This window comes from Streptomyces sp. NPDC059201, from assembly GCF_042754585.1.
GTDB lineage: Bacteria > Actinomycetota > Actinomycetes > Streptomycetales > Streptomycetaceae > Streptomyces.
The window spans coordinates 414706-430954 of record NZ_JBHZBB010000005.1 but is presented as its reverse complement, the minus strand read 5'-3'; the positions used below and the strand labels follow the sequence as shown (position 1 = coordinate 430954).

The window sequence follows — 16249 nt, the reverse complement described above, 5'->3', positions numbered from 1 at the left end:
ACCCCCGTTCGGGGGTGAAGGAGTGGTGTTCTCCCGTGTCCGAGCGGATCGAGGCGGTGGAGCTGCGGGCCGCGCTGGTGCGGCTGCGGCGGGGCAGCGGGCTGCCCGTGGTCTTCGGCGGCCTGATGCAGGACGGCGGCCGGCCGCTGCGGATCGCGGAGCTGCACGGGGCGCTGACCCCGGCGCTCCAGGGTCTGGCGATCTCCCCCGGCAACGGCCTGGGCGGGAAGTGCCTGGCGCTCGCCCGCCCCTGCGCCGTCACCGACTACCCGGTGGCCCGGCACATCACCCACGAGTACGACCTGCCGGTGTCGGCGGAGGGCCTGCGGTCGGTGATCGCGGTGCCGGTCGTCGTCCGGCGGCAGGTGCGCGGGGTGCTGTACGGGGCGCTGCGGGACGCGCTGCCGCTCGGGGAGCGGGTCTTCGACGCGGCGGTGGCGGCGGCCCGGGACGTGGAGCAGGCGCTGGCGGTGCGGGACGAGATGAGCCGGCTGGTGGAGTCGGCGGACCCGGCCGCCGCCGAGGGTCCCGGCCCGTCGTGGGAGGAGGTGCGGCAGGCCCACGCGGAGCTGCGCGCGCTCGCCCCGCGGGTCGTGGACGCGGAGCTGCGGGACCGGCTGCTCGCGGTCTGCGGCCGGCTGGAGTCGGCGGCCGGCGCCCCCGTGCCGGTCTCCGGGGTGACGCTGACCCCGCGCGAGACGGACGTCCTGGCGGCGGTCGCCTCCGGGGCGACGAACGCGGTGGCGGCCCAGCGGCTCGGGCTGCGCCCGGAGACGGTCAAGGGCTATCTGCGCTCGGCGATGCGGAAGCTGGGGGCGCACACCCGTCTGGAGGCGGTGGTGGCGGCGCGGCGGGCGGGGGCGCTGCCGTAGGAGCCTCCGTGGGGGCCTCCGTAGGGAAGAGCGTGCGGGCCTCGACCTGGGGTCCGCGCAGGAGGCGGCTGACGGCCTCGTGGACGTCGTCCCCGAGGTGGTAGGGGCCGGTGTGGTGGAGGAGGAAGAAGCGTCCGGTCTCGTCGAGGAGCAGCATGGCCGCGTCGAAGGTGGTGTATCCGACGGGGAAGAGGCGGGTGCGGAGGAGGGCGGCGAGTTCGGCGACGTCCTCGGCGCTCTCCTCGTAGATCCAGTGCGGGGTGAAGGCGAAGGCGTCCGGGGGCGTACCGGGGATCTCCCACCGGAGCCCGCCGTACGCGCGGACGAAGGCGCGGGCGGCGGGGAACGCCTCGACGGGGTGTCCTTCCTCGGCGAACCGTCCGGTCACCGTCCGCAGCAGCGCGTCGAGCCGCGTGTCGCCGATGTCCCGGCCGGGCCGCCGCCCCATCGCGACGAGCACCGCCTCGGTCTCGTCCCGGCTCATCCGGGGCTCGCGGTCACGCGCCGGCACGGAAGGCCAGGTCGTAGGCGCCGCCGGCGGGCAGGGTGAGGCGGAGGGTGCGTTCGGCCTCGGCGGTGAGCGCGGCCCGGTCGGCGCGGGTGAGCCGGACGAAGGGCTCGACGGTGAGGATGACGCGGCCCTTGTCCTCGGCCAGGTGCCAGAGCCCGGCGAGGGTCCCGTCGAGGAGGAAGACGCGGTGGGACCGGTTGCTCGTCCAGGTGCGGCCGCGGTGCTCGTCGGGGACGATCCGGCGCCGGTCGGCGTGCGAGAGCAGCAGGTTGTCGAACTCGGGCAGGAAGCGGGGCGGGGCGGGGGTGGACTCGTCCGGGCGGGGCGCGTCGGGCAGGTCGAAGAGCTCGGTCCCCTCCTCGTCGCGCAGGACGACGAGCCGGGGCCGCAGCCGCTCGAAGGCGGGCCGCAGCCGGGTGAGCCCGCACCAGGTCTGCATGTCCTTCACGGAGGCGGGTCCGAAGGCGCCGAGGTAGCGCAGCACGGTCTCGTCCAGGTCGGCGGGTTCGCGCGCCGCCTCGTCGCCGAACCAGACGTCGGTGGTCGTGAGCGCGACCTGTCCGCCGCGCCCCCACAGGCCGCGCGGGGTGACCTGGACGAGCGGCAGCAGACAGCGGGCGGCGACGCTCAGGGCGAGGGGATCGGCCTGCGGCCACTCCTGGAGGAGGTGTTCGCGGAGCTGCTTGGGGGTACGGGGCTCCGCCTCGACGAGCGCGCGGGCGAGGGCGGCGAGCCGGTCGAGGTCGACGCCGCCGAGCCGCTTGCGGAAGATGCCGAGCTCGCGGTCGATGGCGCCCGGCTGGGCGAAGGCGCGCAGGGCGACGGCGTCGCGGGCGGTGTGGGTGTGGACGGTGGAGCGGAGGGTGACGATCCGGGCGACGGCCCGGGACTCCATGAGGGCGGACAGCTCCTCCGGCCGGAACCCTTCGAGGCGGGCGGCGAGGGCGTAGTACGGCGGCTTGGTGTTCTGCGCCTGGAGCCCGACCAGGTGGTGCACGGCCTCCTCGGTCCCGAGCGGCGAGGGCTGGAGCAGCAGTTGGCGGGCGAGGGTGGCACGGCCGAGGGCGCGGCGCGAGACCGGGGGGAGGGAGTCCATGCGGGGGACGCTACAAGGCATCGAGGACGATTCCTGACCTCATTCGTGAGGCATGCCGCTCACGCTTCACGCCCTTCACGCTTCACGCCGTTCTGCTTCACGCCGTGGGTGTGAAGCAGCGGGTGAGGACCGAGAGGAGCGTCTCCAGGGCCGCCGCGTACGCGTGCCGGGGCGGGGTGGCGTAGCCGACGACCAGGCCGGGCGGGTGGGGGCCCGGGGTGGCCCAGTAGCCGCCGAGCCCGGAGAGGGCGAGGGACTGGGTGCGGGCGGCGCGGAGCACCTCGCGTTCGGTGGGGCCCTCCGGCGACCAGCGGATCAGGGCGTGCAGTCCGGCGTTGGCGCCGACCAGGCGGGCGCCCGGCACGTGGGCGGCGAGGCCCGCGCTGAGCTGGTCCCGGCGGGTGCGGTAGTGGTCCCGGCACTGCCGGATGTGCCGGTCGTAGGCCCCGGAGAGCAGCAGGTCCGCCACGATCATCTGGGTCAGCGCGGCGGAGTGCTGGTCGGCCATGCGCTTGGCGGCGGTGATCCGCTCGACCCACTCCCCCGGCACGACGAGCCAGGCCAGCCGGAGTCCCGGGGCGAGCGTCTTGCTGGTGGTCCCGGCGTAGATCACCCGGTGCGGGGCCATGGCCTGGAGCGCGCCGACCCGGTGCCGGCCGTACTGGAACTCGCCGTCGTAGTCGTCCTCCACGACGACGGCGTCGACCGCCTCCGCCCAGGAGACCAGCGCCCTGCGGCGTTCGGCGGACAGCGCGACGCCCCGCGGGTACTGGTGGATCGGGGTGACGAAGGCGGCCCGGCCGCGCAGTTCGCCGGGGAGCAGCCCGTCGCCGTCGACGCCGACGGGGTGGGTGTGGAGCCCGGCGCGCTGGAGGACGTCCCGGAAGTGGAGGTAGCTCGGGTTCTCGACGGAGACCGTGCCGACGCCCTGCTCCGCGAGCACGGTCGCGATCAGGCCAAGCGCCTGGGTGAAGCCGTGGCAGATGACGATCCGGTCGGGACGCGTCACCACCCCGCGGCTGCGCCCGAGGTAGTCGGCGAGGGCGCGGCGCAGTTCCGGGCGGCCCCGGGGGTCGCCGTAGTCGAGGGCCTCGGCGGGGGCGGTGTTGAGCACCCGCTGCGTCGCCTTGACCCAGGCGGCGCGCGGGAACAGCGTCACGTCCGGCATGCCGGGCTTGAGGTTGTGCCGCCACGGCGTGCCGGGGCCGGCGCCGGTGCCCGTGCCGGGGCCGGGCGCGGGGTCGGGCTCGCGGACCGGCCGGGCCACCCTGGTTCCGGAGCCCGGGAGGGATTCGAGGTGTCCCTCGGCCGTGAGGTGGCGGTAGGCGCTGACGACGGTGCCGCGGGCGACGCCCAGGTCGAGGGCGGCGCTGCGGGTGGAGGGCAGCCGGGTCCCGGGCAGGAGTCTGCCGGTCTCGATCGCCCGCCGCAGGGCCGCCACGAGCTGCTCGCCGCGGCCCCGCCGGAGGCCCAGGTCCACGTCCAGGTGCAGATCCAGGGTGGCGGTGCGCTGCCGCGCACTCACTGCGCGGTCCACCCCCCGTCGACGGCCAGGGCCTGGCCGGTCACGTAGGAGGCTTCGTCGGAGGCCAGCCAGAGGACGGCGTTGGCGACCTCCTCGGGGCGGGCGAGCCGTCCGAGCGGGATGTTGCGGAGGTAGAAGTCGTCCGCCGAGGGGCCGCGGTTGCGGCGTGCCTCCTCCAGCATCGGGGTGAGGGTCGGGCCGGGGCAGACGGCGTTGACGCGGATGCCCTCGGGGCCGTAGTCGATGGCGGTGGTCCGGGTGAGCCCGACGACGCCGTGCTTGGCTGCGGTGTAGGGGGCCGCGTTCAGGTAGCCGACGACTCCGGCGATGGAGGAGACGTTGACGATGCTGCCGCCTCCCTGGCGGAGCATCGCGGGGATCTGGTGGCGCATCGACAGCCACACCCCGTGGAGGTTGGTGTCGACGATGTGGCGCCAGTCCCCGACCTCGAACTCGTGGAGCCTGCGGCCCGATCCGGGCGCGCCCGCGTTGTTGCAGGCGATGTGCAGCGCGCCGTACTCGGCCAGCACGGCGTCCATCATCCCGGCGACCTGGGCGTCGTCGGTGACGTCCGCCGGGCAGGCGAGGGCGGTGCCGCCCTCCTCCTGGATCGCGGCGACGGTCGCCTTCAGTTCCTCGGTACGCCGCCCGGTGACGGCGACGGCGGCGCCCTGGCGGGCGAAGGCGAGGGCGATCGACCGGCCGATGCCGGTGCCGCCTCCGGTGACCAGGGCGACCTTGCCGTCGAAACGCTTGTCCGGCATGTCTACTCCTTCATGAGGGTCTCGACGGACTGCTGGATGCCCGCGGCGTGCGGCACGACGGCCGGCTCCAGCGCGGGGCTCGCCGGGTAGGGCACCCCGAGGGAGCCCAACCGGACGACGGGGGCGCGCAGTTCGGCGAAGGCGGCCTCCGTGACGGCGGCGGCGATCTCCGCGGAGGGACCGTAGCGGACCCACGACTCGGTGGCGACGACGACCCGGCCGGTCTTGCGCGCCGACCGGGCGAGGGTGGCGACGTCCAGCGGGCGCAGCGAGCGGATGTCCACGACCTCGGCGTCGACTCCCTCGGCGGCGAGGCGTTCGGCGGCGGTGAGGGACTCGCCGACCATCCGGGACAGGGCGAGGATGCTGACGTCGGTGCCCGGGCGGACGACCTGGGCGGTGCCGAGCGGGACGAGGTGCTCGCCGTCGGGTACGGGGCCGCTCTCCTTGTAGAGCAGTTTGTGCTCCACGAGGACCACGGGGTCGTCGCTGCGCAGGGCGGAGGTCAGCAGCCCCTTGGCGTCGGCCGCGCTGCTGGGGAGCACGGTGTGGATGCCGGGCAGGTGCGCGGTCCACGCCTCCAGCGACTTGGAGTGCTGGGGTCCCGCGTTGGCGCCGGCGCCGCCCTGGGTGCGGATGACGATCGGGACCTTGACCTGGTCGCCGTACGCGAAGGGGAGGACGGCGGCGCCGTTGGCGATGCTGTCGAGGGCGAGCGTCATGAAGTCGGTGTACATCATCTCCACGACGGGGCGCAGGCCGTTCATGGCCATGCCGATGGCGGCGCCGACCATGCCGTTCTCGGAGATGGGGGTGTCCACGACGCGTTCGGGTCCGAACTCGTCCAGGAGTCCCCGGGAGACCGAGAAGACCCCACCGTAGACGCCGACGTCCTGGCCGAGGAGGACGACGCGGTCGTCCCTGCGCATCTCCTCGCGCAGGGCGGCGTTCAGGGCTTCGCTGTACGTCATGGAGTGCGTGGCGGGCGTGGCGTTCGGGGCGTGCGTGGCGTGGGTGGCCTTCATTGGGGGTCCCCTCCGTCCCATCGGGCGGCGTACTCGAACAGGTCGGCCGCGTCCGGCCAGGGGCTGGCGGCGGCGAAGGCGACGGCCACGTCGATCTCCTCGTCCACCTCGCGGGCGATACGGGCGAGGTCCGGTTCCGGGACGCCGGACTCCCGCAGGCGCGTGGCGGTGAGTGCGAGCGGGTCGGCGTAGCCCTCCCACTCGTCGGGCCCGCGGTAGCCGCCGCGGTCGGAGCCGGAGAAGGCGCAGTCCCGGAAGGTCACGGCCTCGACGAGGGTCGGGCCGCCGCCGGTCCTGGCGCGGGTGAACGCCTCGGCGACGGTGTCGCGTACGGCCTCCACGTCGCTGCCGTCGACCCGGGTGGACGGGATCCCGTAGGCGGTGCCGCGGCGGTGCAGCTCCGTCTCGTGGACGTGGCGGTCGAGGCGGACGCTGAGCCCGTAGCCGTTGTTCTCGACCAGGACGACGACCGGCAGGCGCCAGAGCGCGATCATGTTCAACGACTCGTTGAACGCGCCGGAGTTGACGGATCCGTCGCCGGTGACGCACAGCGTGACGCGGCCCTCGCCGGCGCGCTGGTGGGCCATGCCGTGGCCGACGGAGAGCAGCAGGGAGTGGCCGACGATGCCCGAGGGGCCGAGGAGGCCGTGCTCGCGGTCGCCGACGAGCATGTGCCCGCCGCGTCCCTTGCCCTGCCCGTCGGCCCGCCCCATCATCTCGGCGAGGGTGGCGCCGAGCGGCAGCCCGCACCCGACGTACAGGGTGTGGGGGCGGTGGGTGGCGGTGACGGTGTCGCCCCGCTCCAGCGGGGCGGTGGCGCCGATGCCGACCGCCTCCTGGCCGATGCTCAGGTGCATGGGCCCTCGGATGAGGCCCGCCTCCGTCAGTTCGGTGATGCGGGTGTCGAGGCGTCTGGCGAGCGTCATGCGCCGGAACAGTTCCAGCGGGGTGACGGCGGGGCGTGCCGGTGCGGGGGCGTGTGGGGTGTGGGGCATTGCGGATCAGCCAACCTTCTCGAGCGGGATGGGCTGGGGAACGGGCCGCAGTCGGCGGCGCGACGGGGCGACCAGGGCGAGGCCGCCGGCCAGTCCGACGACCCCGAGCGCGGCGCAGGTGGTCCAGAGCGCGCCGGGGCCCAGGGAGCCGTACACCCAGGCGCCGGCCGGGAGGCCGATGAACGAGCCGGCCGCGTACGACCAGCCGAACGTGGCCTGGTAGCGGCCCTGGGCGTGCTCCGGGGCCAGGTCGGCGACGAGCGAGCCGACGAAGCTCGCCGCGCCGATCTCGCCGACGGTCCAGACGAGGACCGTGACGAGGTATTCGGTCCTCGTGTCCGCCAGGGCGGTGGCGGCGAGGCCGAGGCCGAAGACGAGCCACGACACGCTGAGGACGGTCAGCCTGTCGTACCGCTCCAGCCAGGCGGAGAGCATCGGCTGGGTGACGCCGATGATGATGCCGCTGACGAGGAACACCGCGCCGTAGAACCCGGCTCCGAGGCCGTCGTCCTTGATCGCCAGGGGGAGGCCCACGGTGATCTGCGCGGCGACCACGCTGCTGAGCAGGTTGAGCCCGGTCAGCGCGAGGATCAGCCGGTCCCGGGTGACCCGGACACCGGCGGGGGCGTCCTCGGGCCCCCGGCGCGGTCGTGCCCGGCGGCGGTCCGCCGGCAGCAGCAGGGCGACCACGCCCGCGAACGCCGCCGTGGTGAGCGACTGCACCACGAACAGGGTCCAGTAGCCGTGGCTCGTCAGCAGTCCGGCGATCAGTCCGCCGAGCGCCACGCCGAGGTTCACGGCCCAGTAGACGAGGCTGTAGGCCCGCGGGCGGTCGGCCGCCGGGACCACGTCGGCGACCACCGTGGCGACGGCCGGACGGTAGACGTCGGCCACGGCGCCGGTCAGGAAGGCGGCGGCGAGGATCGCGGGGAGTCCGCGGGCCGCGCCGAGCGCCGCCACGGCGACCGAGCTGCCCAGGAGTCCGCCGATCAGGGTGAGCCGCGAGCCCCAGCGGTCGGTGAGCAGACCGCCCAGCGGCTGGGACACGAGTCCGCCCACGCCGACCGCGCCGAGCACGAGCCCGGCGTCCTTCGCCGACATGCCGTGCTGCCCCAGATAGAGCACCAGGAAGGGGACGACCATATTGCCGACGCGATTGACGAACTGTCCCGCGAAAACGACCCAGAAGCTCCTCGGGAGCCCTTGCAGGCGGCCGATCGAGAACACTTTAGACATCGAGATCCAACCTGGGCTTCACGAGTCCCCCGACCCATTCGGTGAAAATCCGGATGCAGCACGCAACGAATTGCCGCCTCGCTAGGAACATACAAGATCGAACCCGGTGGGTCCATGATCGATTAGCGATCTGTAAGGTACGTCACTCGCCTTGGATGAATAGGCAACAACCCTTGAATACAGGCGACTTGACAGCCCCAGGGCGAGCAACTGGAATCGACGTCGGAATACCTCACCGAAAGGTTCCGAGAGACGTGACAAACCGCCATATCATCCTCGTTGACACCTATGCCCTGTCCTGGCGATTGGCCGCCGCCTTCTCGGCCTCCGGTTTCACTCCCATCAGAGTGCAGAGCACCCCGGAAGTTCCCGCACTGTATGCCGGGAAGCCCGATCCATTTCCTTACACCGTCGATCTCGCGCATCACGGCGACGTGACGGAGACGGCGGACCGCATCGCCGAATTCAAGCCCGTCGCGGTGATGGCCGGCGGCGAACTCGGCGTGGAGCTGGCGGACGCCCTCAGCGAGGTCCTCGCCGCGCGGTTCGGCATACCGACCAACGGCACGGCCCTGAGCCGGATGCGGCGCGACAAGTTCGAGATGATCGAGCGCGTCAAGTCCCGAGGTCTGCGCGGCGCCGAGCAGATCCGGGTGCGGGACGAGGAGCAGCTCTTCGAGTGGCACCGCGCGCTGGGCCGCAAGGCGATCCTCAAGCCGCTGCGCAGCGCCGCCAACGACGGCGTGACCTGGTGCGACACCCCCGACGACGCGGTGCGCGCCTTCCGCGCCCTGACCGGGCGGCGCAACATCTTCTCCGAGCCGGACGACGGCGTCGTCGCCCAGGAGTACCTGGTGGGCGCCGAGTACCTGATCAACACGGTCAGCAGGGACGGCCGCCACCAGGTGACCGACGTGTGGAAGACCCACCGGATCAGCGCCAACGGCGTGACCGACCTGGCGGTGGCCTGCCATCTGCTGCCCCGCCGGGGAGAGGTGCAGGACCAGGTCGTGGGCTACGGGCTGGAGGTGCTGGACGCCCTCGGCATCCTGCACGGTCCCGCGCACATCGAGGTGAAGATGACACCGGACGGTCCTTGTCTGGTCGAGGTGGGGGCCCGGATCTCCGGGCTCGATCTGCCCGGCTTCACCCAGCGGGCCACCGGTGACTCGCAGATCGGCTGGAGCGTCGACGCCTTCGGCGACCCCGAGCGCTTCCACGAGCGCTGCGGCGAGGAGTACACGGTGCACCGCAGCGTCGCCTGGGCCGGGATGGTCTCGCCGGTGCGCGGCCGGCTGCGCGCGTACCGGGGACTCGACGAACTCACCGCGCTGGAGAGCGTGGAGAGCGTCACCCCCCTGGTCGCGCCCGGGGAGCTCGTCAGCCCGACGGTGGACGACTCCACGTACCCGATGACGCTCTCGCTGGCGCACGACGTGGACGAGGTCCTGCTCCGCGACCTCGGCACCGTCCGCTTCCTCGACGGCCGCGGCTTCTACGAGCTGGAGGCCGGCGCCGGGGCCTGACCGGGGCGTCGCCCGTCGCGGCCGGGGGCCGGGACGGGCGACGGAGCCGGTGTCAGGACGTCGCCTCCCAGACGAGGTCCAGCGGCCGGGCCGGGTCGATCTCGTACGGGCTGACGCGGTCGGCGTGCGGGGCGACCCGCTCGGCCAGCTCGTCCCGCGCCCGGAGCAGCGTCTCCTCGGAGATGACCGAGGCGACGCCCTCCAGGAGCAGGACCGCGTCCCGGGTGCCCTCGGTGACCTTCGTGACGTCGGAGTCGCGGTGGTTCCAGTGCCGGGTCATCACCTGCGAGCCGTCGGCGTAGATCACCTCGCCGTCCAGCGGTGTCTCGGTCACGTCCGGCTCCCCGAGGGGCACGTACACGTCGTCGGGCCGGGCGTGGCGCAGCTCGATGCCGGTGGTGAAGGCCGCGAGGTCGAATCCGCCGGTGGGCAGCATGTACGTCATGGACACGAGGTTGCAGGTGTCCACGACCGAGGAGACCCTGGGCAGCCGGCCGGACCGGGTGAGCCTGCGGCTGAGCGCGTCGATGCTGGGGCGGGCCCTGCGGGGGTTCGTACCGAAGCTGCGCAGCAGGTCGTGCCAGGCGGAGATGGCGGGCTCGTCCTGGGTGGGCAGCTGCCGGCGCCCTTCGCGCACGTCGGCTTCGAGGGCGGACAGCGCCTCCTCGGTCTCGGGCCAGGGCTCGTTGTTCTTGACGCCCTGGACGAGGAGGAAGACGGTGCGGCATTCGGGGTAGCTCGCCGCGATCCGCGGCGACATGCCGACGGTGAGGCGACGGGTCCGGTCACCGGTGCTGCCGGTGTCCTGTGTGTGATTCATGGGGCTGTTCCTGAAGGGGCTGCCGGGATGTACGGGTGGGGGTCGGCGCTCGGTGCGCCTAGGACGCGGCGGGCGCCTGGGCGATCGCGCGCGCCATTCCGGTGACGGTGAGGTCGTCGAGGATGTCCTCCGCCTCCAGGTACACGTCGAAGGACTCCTCGATCCGGGTGAGGAGGGCGATCAGAAGCAGGGAGTCGCCGCCCAGTTCGGGGAAGGTGACGTCGTGCGGCACGTCGTCACGCTTGAGGAGGTCCGCCCAGAGCTTGGCCACGCCGGAGGCGATGTCGCTGGTGTCCGGGGTCTGGTTCTCGGTCATGTCGTCCTGCCTGTCGCACGGGTCGTGGGGAATCACGGTCGGGTGAGGGGGGTGAGCAGGTCCGCGGTGGCCTCGCGCACCGCGTCCCGGTTGACTTTCAGATTGCGGTTGAGGAGCGGGCTGTCGGAGGCGAGCGGGCCGTCCAGCAGGGCCAGGCGGCGTACGTCCTGGGTCCGTCCGAGTTTCGTGTTGAGCTGGTCGATCCGGGTCCGCAGCGACTTCTCGGCGGTTTCCCGGTCGCCCTGGAACCAGGCGACCGCGGCCATGCCGCCGTCCGGGAGCGGGTAGAGGCAGGTCTGGGTCACGCCGCGGGCGTTCACCAGTTCCTCCTCCAGGTCCTCCAGCTGCACCTTCTGGCCGCCGGTGGTGATGATCAGGTTCTTCCTCCGGCCGCGGAGGAAGAGGAAGCCGTTCTCGTCGAACTCTCCCAGGTCTCCGGTGGCGATGGCGTCCTCTCCCCGGAAGACCGGGGTGACGCCCTCGGCCGGCTCGCCCTCGTAGCCGACGCACAGGTGCCGGTCGTGCCGGACGACGACCTCGCCGTCCTCGGTGAGGGAGACGGTCCCGGGGTAGACCTCGCGGCCGACCGAGCCCCGGGTGTGGGCGCCCGGGCGGTTCCAGGTGAGGAAGCCGATCTCCGTCATGCCGTAGATCTGGTAGAGCTCGAACCCGGTCTCGGCGAAGAAGTCGAGCATCCCGTCGCGCACGGGCGCGGAGCCGACGAGCATCAGCCGCATCGCTCCCCCGTACATGTCGTGGAGTTCGCGGTACACCCCGCGCCGCCAGTGCCTCCGCATCCGCTCGCTCGGCAGCAGCGAGGCCAGGGAGGCGACGGCCTCCAGCCGGGCGCGGCGCCGGGGCTCCATGGCGCGGTACCGGTTCTCGACGAACTCGTAGAAGTTCGGGGGGCCGAGCAGGATGGTCGGCCGGGTCGCCGGGAGGGCGTCGACGAAGTGCCCGACGGTGGTGAGGACGATGCCGCAGTCGTTGCGGATCGCCAGGTAGCACAGGTACCGCTGCTGGAAGGTGGAGAGCGGCAGGGCGATCATGATCCGGTCGTCGTCCCGGAGCGGGTACGCGTCCGTGTGCGCCTCGATCAGCGCCTCGACGCCCTTCCAGGCGAGCAACAGGCACTTGACCCGGCCCGCGGTGCCGGAGGAGAACGCGAGGGTGAACTCCTCGGCGTCGCCGGGCGGGAGCCGCTCGCCCTGCGGCTCGGGGGCGTGCTCCAGCGGCTCGACGGTGAGCGGCTCGCTCAGGACCGTTTCCAGCCTGCCGACGGAGGCGGGGTCGGCGGCGCCGCGCCCCTCCCTGCCGGCGAAGACCGCGGACAGCCCGTACTGGCGGGCGATGTCGGCGTTGTCGCGTCCCTTGAAGTCGGGGACGGGCAGGGCGACCGGTACGGCCCCGAGGTTGAGCAGCGCCAGGTCGAGGACCAGCCACTCGTACGAGTTGTGTCCCCGGATGCCGATCCGGGTCCCGGCGCGGACGCCGCGGTCGTCGAGCCGCCGGGTCAGTTCGGTGACGTCTCCGAGCACGTCGGACCAGCTGACGAACCGCGCCGTGCCCCGGTGGAAGACGTGGACCCCGCCCGTGCGGGCGCGGCCCAGCCACTCGATGACGACGCCGGGCCCGCGCCGGGTCGGGGCCGGCTGCCCGACCCCGGCGAGTTGTGTGTCCATCAGCTGTCAGTGCTCCAACCAGGATGATCGTTACGGTGCGGTGGTGCCGTGCGGGATCGGTTCAGCCGGTACGCCGCCGGCCGATCGCGGCGAATCCCACGGTCGCCAGCACCCCCAGGGCCACGCAGCTCAGCCACAGCGTCCCGGTGTCGGTGCCGTACAGGAAGGTGCCGGCGGCCGGGCCGAGGCCGAAGGCCACCGCCTGGGCCGTGGCGAGGTAGCCCTGGTAGCGCCCCACGCGGTCGGGGGGCGACAGGGTGGCCGTCGCGCTGCTGACGACGGGCGAGAAGAGCATCTCCCCGACGGTCCAGATCAGGACGCCGATGGCGATGGCGACGTAGGACGGGGCGGCGCCCGACACGACGATGCCGATCGTCATCAGGACCGTTCCGCCGGCCGCCGGGATCCACCACGCGACCCTGCGCGTCAGTCCGCTCAGCGGCATCTCGAAGAGGATCACGAGGACCCCGTTGAGCGTGAGCAGATAGGCGTAGGCGGAGGCGCCGTGGTCCGCGGACACCGCGAGCGCGACCGACGAGCTGTACTGCACGTACACGACGGTGATGGCGACGACCGAGAGGTAGAAGGCGACCAGGCGCAGCGGGATCCCTCCGCCGGCGCCGTCCTCGGTCTTCACGCGGGGGCTCGCGTCGGCGCGTACGGACGGGAGTCCGACGGCCAGCAGGAGGCTGAACGCGGCGTACGTGCAGCAGCTGATGAGGAACAGCGGGCGCAGGCTGTCCTTGGCGACCACGGCGGCGATCAGCGGTCCGACGCTGGTGCCCAGGTTCAGGGCCAGCCGGAAGAGCGCGAAGACGGGGACGCGTTCGTGTTCCTCGGTGTGGTCGACGATGAGCGCGGAGGCGGCGGGCAGGTACGCCTGCGCGAAGAGCGCCGCGCCGAACACGCCGATCAGCGCGACCGTCTTGTTGGGTGCCAGTCCGATGACGCCCAGTCCGCAGGAGGCCAGCAGCGTCGACCCGACGAGCGAGGTCTTCCTGGACAGCCGGTCGGAGGCCCAGCCGCCGAGCAGGGAGCCCAGCGGGGTGGCCACGCCGACGGCCAGCAGGATCGCCGGCATCTCCTTGGTGCTGAAGCCGAGTTGCTGGAGGAACAGCACAAGGAAGGCGGCGAAGAAGGAACCGGCCCGGTTGAGGAAGACGCCCGAGACGAGCACCCAGACCGGTCGCGGCGCGTGCCGGACGATCGTGAGGATCGACGGGGGCTTCTCGTCCGCCGGGCGGGCGCCGGCCTCTTGGTCCGTACTCATACGGCGCCCAGCGACTCGCCCTCGATGACCACGTCGGCCTCGACGGCGGCGCGGCGCTCCAGGCACTCCTCGCGGTCCGCGCCGCTCACCACGGCGAAACCGACCCGGGACAGGAAGCCGTTCGGCGGCAGCCGCACCTCCGTGCCGGCCGGCAGGAAGGTGACGAAGCGGTCGAGGCCCGGGTAGGCGTCCGCGTCCTGGCGCAGCCGGACCCGGTCGACCCGCATGTCCTCCTTGGGGTAGAGCATGGCGATGCTCGCCACGTCCGTGCGGTCGCCGGTCAGCCTCGGCTCCTGCCCCACGGCGATGTCGGCGGCGGCTCCCGCGACGTCGGTGCCGTGGGCGAGCGCGCCCAGGTGCGGGATGAGGTCGCCGCCGAGGCGGACGTTGATCTCGATGATCCGCGGGCCGCGGCCGGTGAGGCGGAACTCGGTGTGGGTCACCAGGTTGTCGAGCCCGGCGGCCTTGTGCGCGTCGGCGACGAGGGTGAGCGCCTCGTCCAGCCCTGGACGCGGGGCCGGGGGCACGATGTGGCCCAGTTCCTCGAAGTACGGGGCGAACCCGACGGCCTTCTCGGCCACCACGAGGGGGGTGGTCACGCCCTGCCAGACGGCGCTGTCGACGCTGAACTCGGGCCCGTCCAGGTACTCCTCGATCAGGACGCCCGCGATCCGGGAGGTGGTGCCGTCGGAGGCGCTGGCCTCGGCGGCGACGCCGAACGCCTCGACGAGCTGCTCGTCGTCGTCCACCCGGACGACGCCGATGCTGCCGCCCAGCGCGCGCGGCTTGAGCACGACCGGGTACCCGATCCCGGCGGCGGCGGTACGGGCGGCCTCGACGTCGTGGGCGACGGCGAAGGCCACCGGGCCGATGCCGGCATCGGCGAGGCAGGCGCGCAGCGCGCTCTTGTCCTTGCACCGCCGGACGGCCTCGGGGTCGGTGTGCGGGACGCCCAGCGTCCGGCCGAGCTCCGCGGTGGGCTCGACGAGCGCCTCGTCATAGGTGAGAACGCCGTCGGGCGCCTCTTCCCGCGCCATTTCGAGCAATTTCACCGAATCGTTCGGGTCTATTCGGTGGAATCCTTTGACATAAGGCGTCTGCCAGGTGATGTCGCGGCCCTCGACGAGAATGACGTCGACGCGCTCGCTGATCGCCTTGAGGGCGTACTCCCGAAATGGCTGGCCGCCACTCCCTATGAGCAACAGCTTCTTTCTGTTCATGTCCTCACCTCACCATGTGCCATAAATGACTGTCAACCTGCCCGCACGCAGCGGACTTTGGGCGTGAACGCCCTGGCTAGCGCAGCATCCTGTCCTTGACGGGACTCTTTTCGGATACGCGCGCGCGGCCCCCCAGGAAGAATCCCGCGGTGAGCAGAAACGCCGCCCACAGAAGAGAAATCGGTTCGAAGGTCAACAAGGGGATCGCCAGCAGCGCGGCACTGCCTAAGCCGAGCGTCCGGTCGAGCACTCCGGGGAAGAGCCGGATATGCGCGACGCAGCACAGGAGGTAGAGCAGGAGGAAATTCTTTCCCGCCAGTTCGAGGGCTCCGGCGATGGAGACGTGACCGGTCCCGTTGGCCACGATCACCGCGCCGAAGGCCAGGGCGCAGAGGACGATCGCGCGGTGCGGCACGCCGAACCGGTTGACGGCGGCGAGCCGCGCGGGCAGCAGCCCCTCCTCGGCGCTGGACGCCACCAGCCGGGAGGCGGCCCAGAAGTTGCCCAGCACGCTCGCCAGCAGCAGGACCGTGCTGACCATCGCCATGGACTGGGCCGCGGTCGCCCCGAAGAGCGTGTCCACCACCAGTTCCATGGGGCGCAGGTCGACATGGGCGGTGTCGGCGGGCAGCGTGGACTGCACGGCGATGGCGATCAGGCAGTACAGGGCGACGACCACCAGGTAGCTCAGCGCCAGGACCAGGGGGAAGTCCCGCTTCGGCCGGGCGTACTCGCGGGTGGTGAAGGAGACCAGCTCCCAGCCGGTGAACGCGAAGAAGACCGTGCCGACCCCGGACAGTCCCAGGTGCAGCGCCTGCGCCGACACGTCGGGCAGCGGGTCGGAGACCTCGCCGAGGAAGGTCCCGCACAGGGCGATGAACAGCAGCGCCGCGACCAGCACGACGCACAGCACCGACTGGACCGCGCCGGACAGCCGCGTGCCCAGGCAGTTCAGCACGGCGGCCAGGGCCATGAGGACCAGCGCCCCGGCCGCCCCGAGGGACGCCGGAAGCCCGGCCGCCGCGGCCAGGTAGTGGCCCCCGGCGAGCGCGATGCCGGGGATGCCGAACATGAAGGTGCCCATGAGCAGCAGCTCCGCGCCGGCCGCGGCGCGCGCGCCGAGGGCGGCGCGCAGGTACCCGGTGACACCGGCCGCGTCCGGCAGGGCCCGGCCGAGCCTGCCGAGCACGACGAGCAGCGGCAGGGCGAGGGCGGCGGCCAGGACCCAGGCCCACAGCGCGTCACGGCCGACGTCCCGGTAGGCGATGCCGGGCAGGATCAGCGCGCCGCTGCCCACGACGATGGTGATGGCCAGGCTGGTGGCACCGATCAGGCCGAGACCGGTCGGGCGGGTGGTCGTCGGCTCGGTCATGCGCCGCCCGCCGGCGTGG

General features: G+C 72.7%; 15 protein-coding genes. 2 read left to right on the top strand and 13 right to left on the bottom strand.

What is annotated here, in order from left to right:
• Positions 1 to 35 precede the first annotated feature (35 nt).
• The gene (locus ACFXMG_RS19960; protein ID WP_383822097.1) at positions 36 to 872 is read left to right on the top strand and encodes a response regulator transcription factor; all 837 of its coding nucleotides are present in this window, start codon (positions 36 to 38) and stop codon (positions 870 to 872) included.
• Here the strand turns inward: ACFXMG_RS19960 and ACFXMG_RS19955 are convergent.
• The 7 genes from ACFXMG_RS19955 to ACFXMG_RS19925 form a co-directional block, all read right to left on the bottom strand.
• The gene (locus ACFXMG_RS19955; protein ID WP_383822095.1) at positions 778 to 1356 is read right to left on the bottom strand and encodes an SUKH-3 domain-containing protein; all 579 of its coding nucleotides are present in this window, start codon (positions 1354 to 1356) and stop codon (positions 778 to 780) included. The two genes, ACFXMG_RS19960 and ACFXMG_RS19955, sit on opposite strands and share 95 nt — an antisense overlap.
• Positions 1357 to 1369: 13 nt before the next feature.
• Positions 1370 to 2479 (bottom strand): winged helix DNA-binding domain-containing protein, encoded by a 1110-nt coding sequence (locus ACFXMG_RS19950; RefSeq protein ID WP_383822093.1) that lies wholly within the window; start codon positions 2477 to 2479, stop codon positions 1370 to 1372.
• 97 nt (positions 2480 to 2576) lie between these two features.
• The gene (locus ACFXMG_RS19945) at positions 2577 to 4004 is read right to left on the bottom strand and encodes a PLP-dependent aminotransferase family protein (protein WP_383822092.1); all 1428 of its coding nucleotides are present in this window, start codon (positions 4002 to 4004) and stop codon (positions 2577 to 2579) included.
• The gene (locus ACFXMG_RS19940; protein ID WP_383822089.1) at positions 4001 to 4768 is read right to left on the bottom strand and encodes an SDR family NAD(P)-dependent oxidoreductase; all 768 of its coding nucleotides are present in this window, start codon (positions 4766 to 4768) and stop codon (positions 4001 to 4003) included. Before ACFXMG_RS19940 ends, ACFXMG_RS19945 begins: the two co-directional genes overlap by 4 nt.
• Before the next feature lie 2 nt (positions 4769 to 4770).
• Positions 4771 to 5793 carry an alpha-ketoacid dehydrogenase subunit beta gene (locus ACFXMG_RS19935; protein ID WP_383822086.1) on the bottom strand — a complete coding sequence of 341 codons (1023 nt, stop codon included), beginning with the start codon at positions 5791 to 5793 and terminating at the stop codon, positions 4771 to 4773.
• Entirely contained in the window at positions 5790 to 6788 is a 999-nt protein-coding gene (locus tag ACFXMG_RS19930) for a thiamine pyrophosphate-dependent dehydrogenase E1 component subunit alpha (protein WP_383822083.1), read from the bottom strand. Before ACFXMG_RS19930 ends, ACFXMG_RS19935 begins: the two co-directional genes overlap by 4 nt.
• A 6-nt stretch (positions 6789 to 6794) precedes the next feature.
• Complete coding sequence (locus ACFXMG_RS19925) at positions 6795 to 8024, bottom strand: MFS transporter (protein ID WP_383822080.1); 1230 nt, start codon at positions 8022 to 8024, stop codon at positions 6795 to 6797.
• A 434-nt stretch (positions 8025 to 8458) separates the two neighbouring features.
• Between ACFXMG_RS19925 and ACFXMG_RS19920 the strand changes: the two genes are divergently transcribed.
• Positions 8459 to 9550, top strand: coding sequence for an ATP-grasp domain-containing protein (locus ACFXMG_RS19920; RefSeq protein ID WP_383822077.1), 1092 nt, complete (start codon positions 8459 to 8461; stop codon positions 9548 to 9550).
• 52 nt (positions 9551 to 9602) lie between these two features.
• Here the strand turns inward: ACFXMG_RS19920 and ACFXMG_RS19915 are convergent, their stop codons facing one another.
• The 6 genes from ACFXMG_RS19915 to ACFXMG_RS19890 all read right to left on the bottom strand — a co-directional run bounded on the left by ACFXMG_RS19915 (position 9603) and on the right by ACFXMG_RS19890 (position 16230).
• Positions 9603 to 10370 carry a B3/4 domain-containing protein gene (locus ACFXMG_RS19915; protein ID WP_383822074.1) on the bottom strand — a complete coding sequence of 256 codons (768 nt, stop codon included), beginning with the start codon at positions 10368 to 10370 and terminating at the stop codon, positions 9603 to 9605.
• A gap of 58 nt (positions 10371 to 10428) precedes the next feature.
• Positions 10429 to 10686 (bottom strand): phosphopantetheine-binding protein, encoded by a 258-nt coding sequence (locus ACFXMG_RS19910; RefSeq protein ID WP_383822072.1) that lies wholly within the window; start codon positions 10684 to 10686, stop codon positions 10429 to 10431.
• Between the two features lie 32 nt (positions 10687 to 10718).
• Positions 10719 to 12368 (bottom strand): AMP-binding protein, encoded by a 1650-nt coding sequence (locus ACFXMG_RS19905; protein WP_383822070.1) that lies wholly within the window; start codon positions 12366 to 12368, stop codon positions 10719 to 10721.
• Positions 12369 to 12429: 61 nt separating this feature from the next.
• Entirely contained in the window at positions 12430 to 13638 is a 1209-nt protein-coding gene (locus tag ACFXMG_RS19900; protein WP_383822067.1) for an MFS transporter, read from the bottom strand.
• Positions 13635 to 14858 (bottom strand): ATP-grasp domain-containing protein, encoded by a 1224-nt coding sequence (locus ACFXMG_RS19895; RefSeq protein ID WP_383822064.1) that lies wholly within the window; start codon positions 14856 to 14858, stop codon positions 13635 to 13637. The genes ACFXMG_RS19900 and ACFXMG_RS19895 overlap by 4 nt, the downstream gene beginning before the upstream one ends.
• Before the next feature lie 76 nt (positions 14859 to 14934).
• The gene (locus ACFXMG_RS19890; protein WP_383822061.1) at positions 14935 to 16230 is read right to left on the bottom strand and encodes an APC family permease; all 1296 of its coding nucleotides are present in this window, start codon (positions 16228 to 16230) and stop codon (positions 14935 to 14937) included.
• Between the last annotated feature and the right edge of the window lie 19 nt (positions 16231 to 16249).

Bases quoted from the DNA above. Each gene is read 5' to 3' on its own strand.
- ACFXMG_RS19955 (WP_383822095.1), bottom strand. From the start codon at position 1,356: ATGAGCCGGGACGAGACCGAGGCGGTGCTCGTCGCGATGGGGCGGCGG.
- ACFXMG_RS19930 (WP_383822083.1), bottom strand. From the start codon at position 6,788: ATGCCCCACACCCCACACGCCCCCGCACCGGCACGCCCCGCCGTCACC.
- ACFXMG_RS19940 (WP_383822089.1), bottom strand. From the start codon at position 4,768: ATGCCGGACAAGCGTTTCGACGGCAAGGTCGCCCTGGTCACCGGAGGC.
- ACFXMG_RS19900 (WP_383822067.1), bottom strand. From the start codon at position 13,638: ATGAGTACGGACCAAGAGGCCGGCGCCCGCCCGGCGGACGAGAAGCCC.
- ACFXMG_RS19890 (WP_383822061.1), bottom strand. From the start codon at position 16,230: ATGACCGAGCCGACGACCACCCGCCCGACCGGTCTCGGCCTGATCGGT.
- ACFXMG_RS19905 (WP_383822070.1), bottom strand. From the start codon at position 12,368: ATGGACACACAACTCGCCGGGGTCGGGCAGCCGGCCCCGACCCGGCGC.
- ACFXMG_RS19895 (WP_383822064.1), bottom strand. From the start codon at position 14,858: ATGAACAGAAAGAAGCTGTTGCTCATAGGGAGTGGCGGCCAGCCATTT.
- ACFXMG_RS19925 (WP_383822080.1), bottom strand. From the start codon at position 8,024: ATGTCTAAAGTGTTCTCGATCGGCCGCCTGCAAGGGCTCCCGAGGAGC.
- ACFXMG_RS19910 (WP_383822072.1), bottom strand. From the start codon at position 10,686: ATGACCGAGAACCAGACCCCGGACACCAGCGACATCGCCTCCGGCGTG.
- ACFXMG_RS19935 (WP_383822086.1), bottom strand. From the start codon at position 5,793: ATGAAGGCCACCCACGCCACGCACGCCCCGAACGCCACGCCCGCCACG.
- ACFXMG_RS19950 (WP_383822093.1), bottom strand. From the start codon at position 2,479: ATGGACTCCCTCCCCCCGGTCTCGCGCCGCGCCCTCGGCCGTGCCACC.
- ACFXMG_RS19915 (WP_383822074.1), bottom strand. From the start codon at position 10,370: ATGAATCACACACAGGACACCGGCAGCACCGGTGACCGGACCCGTCGC.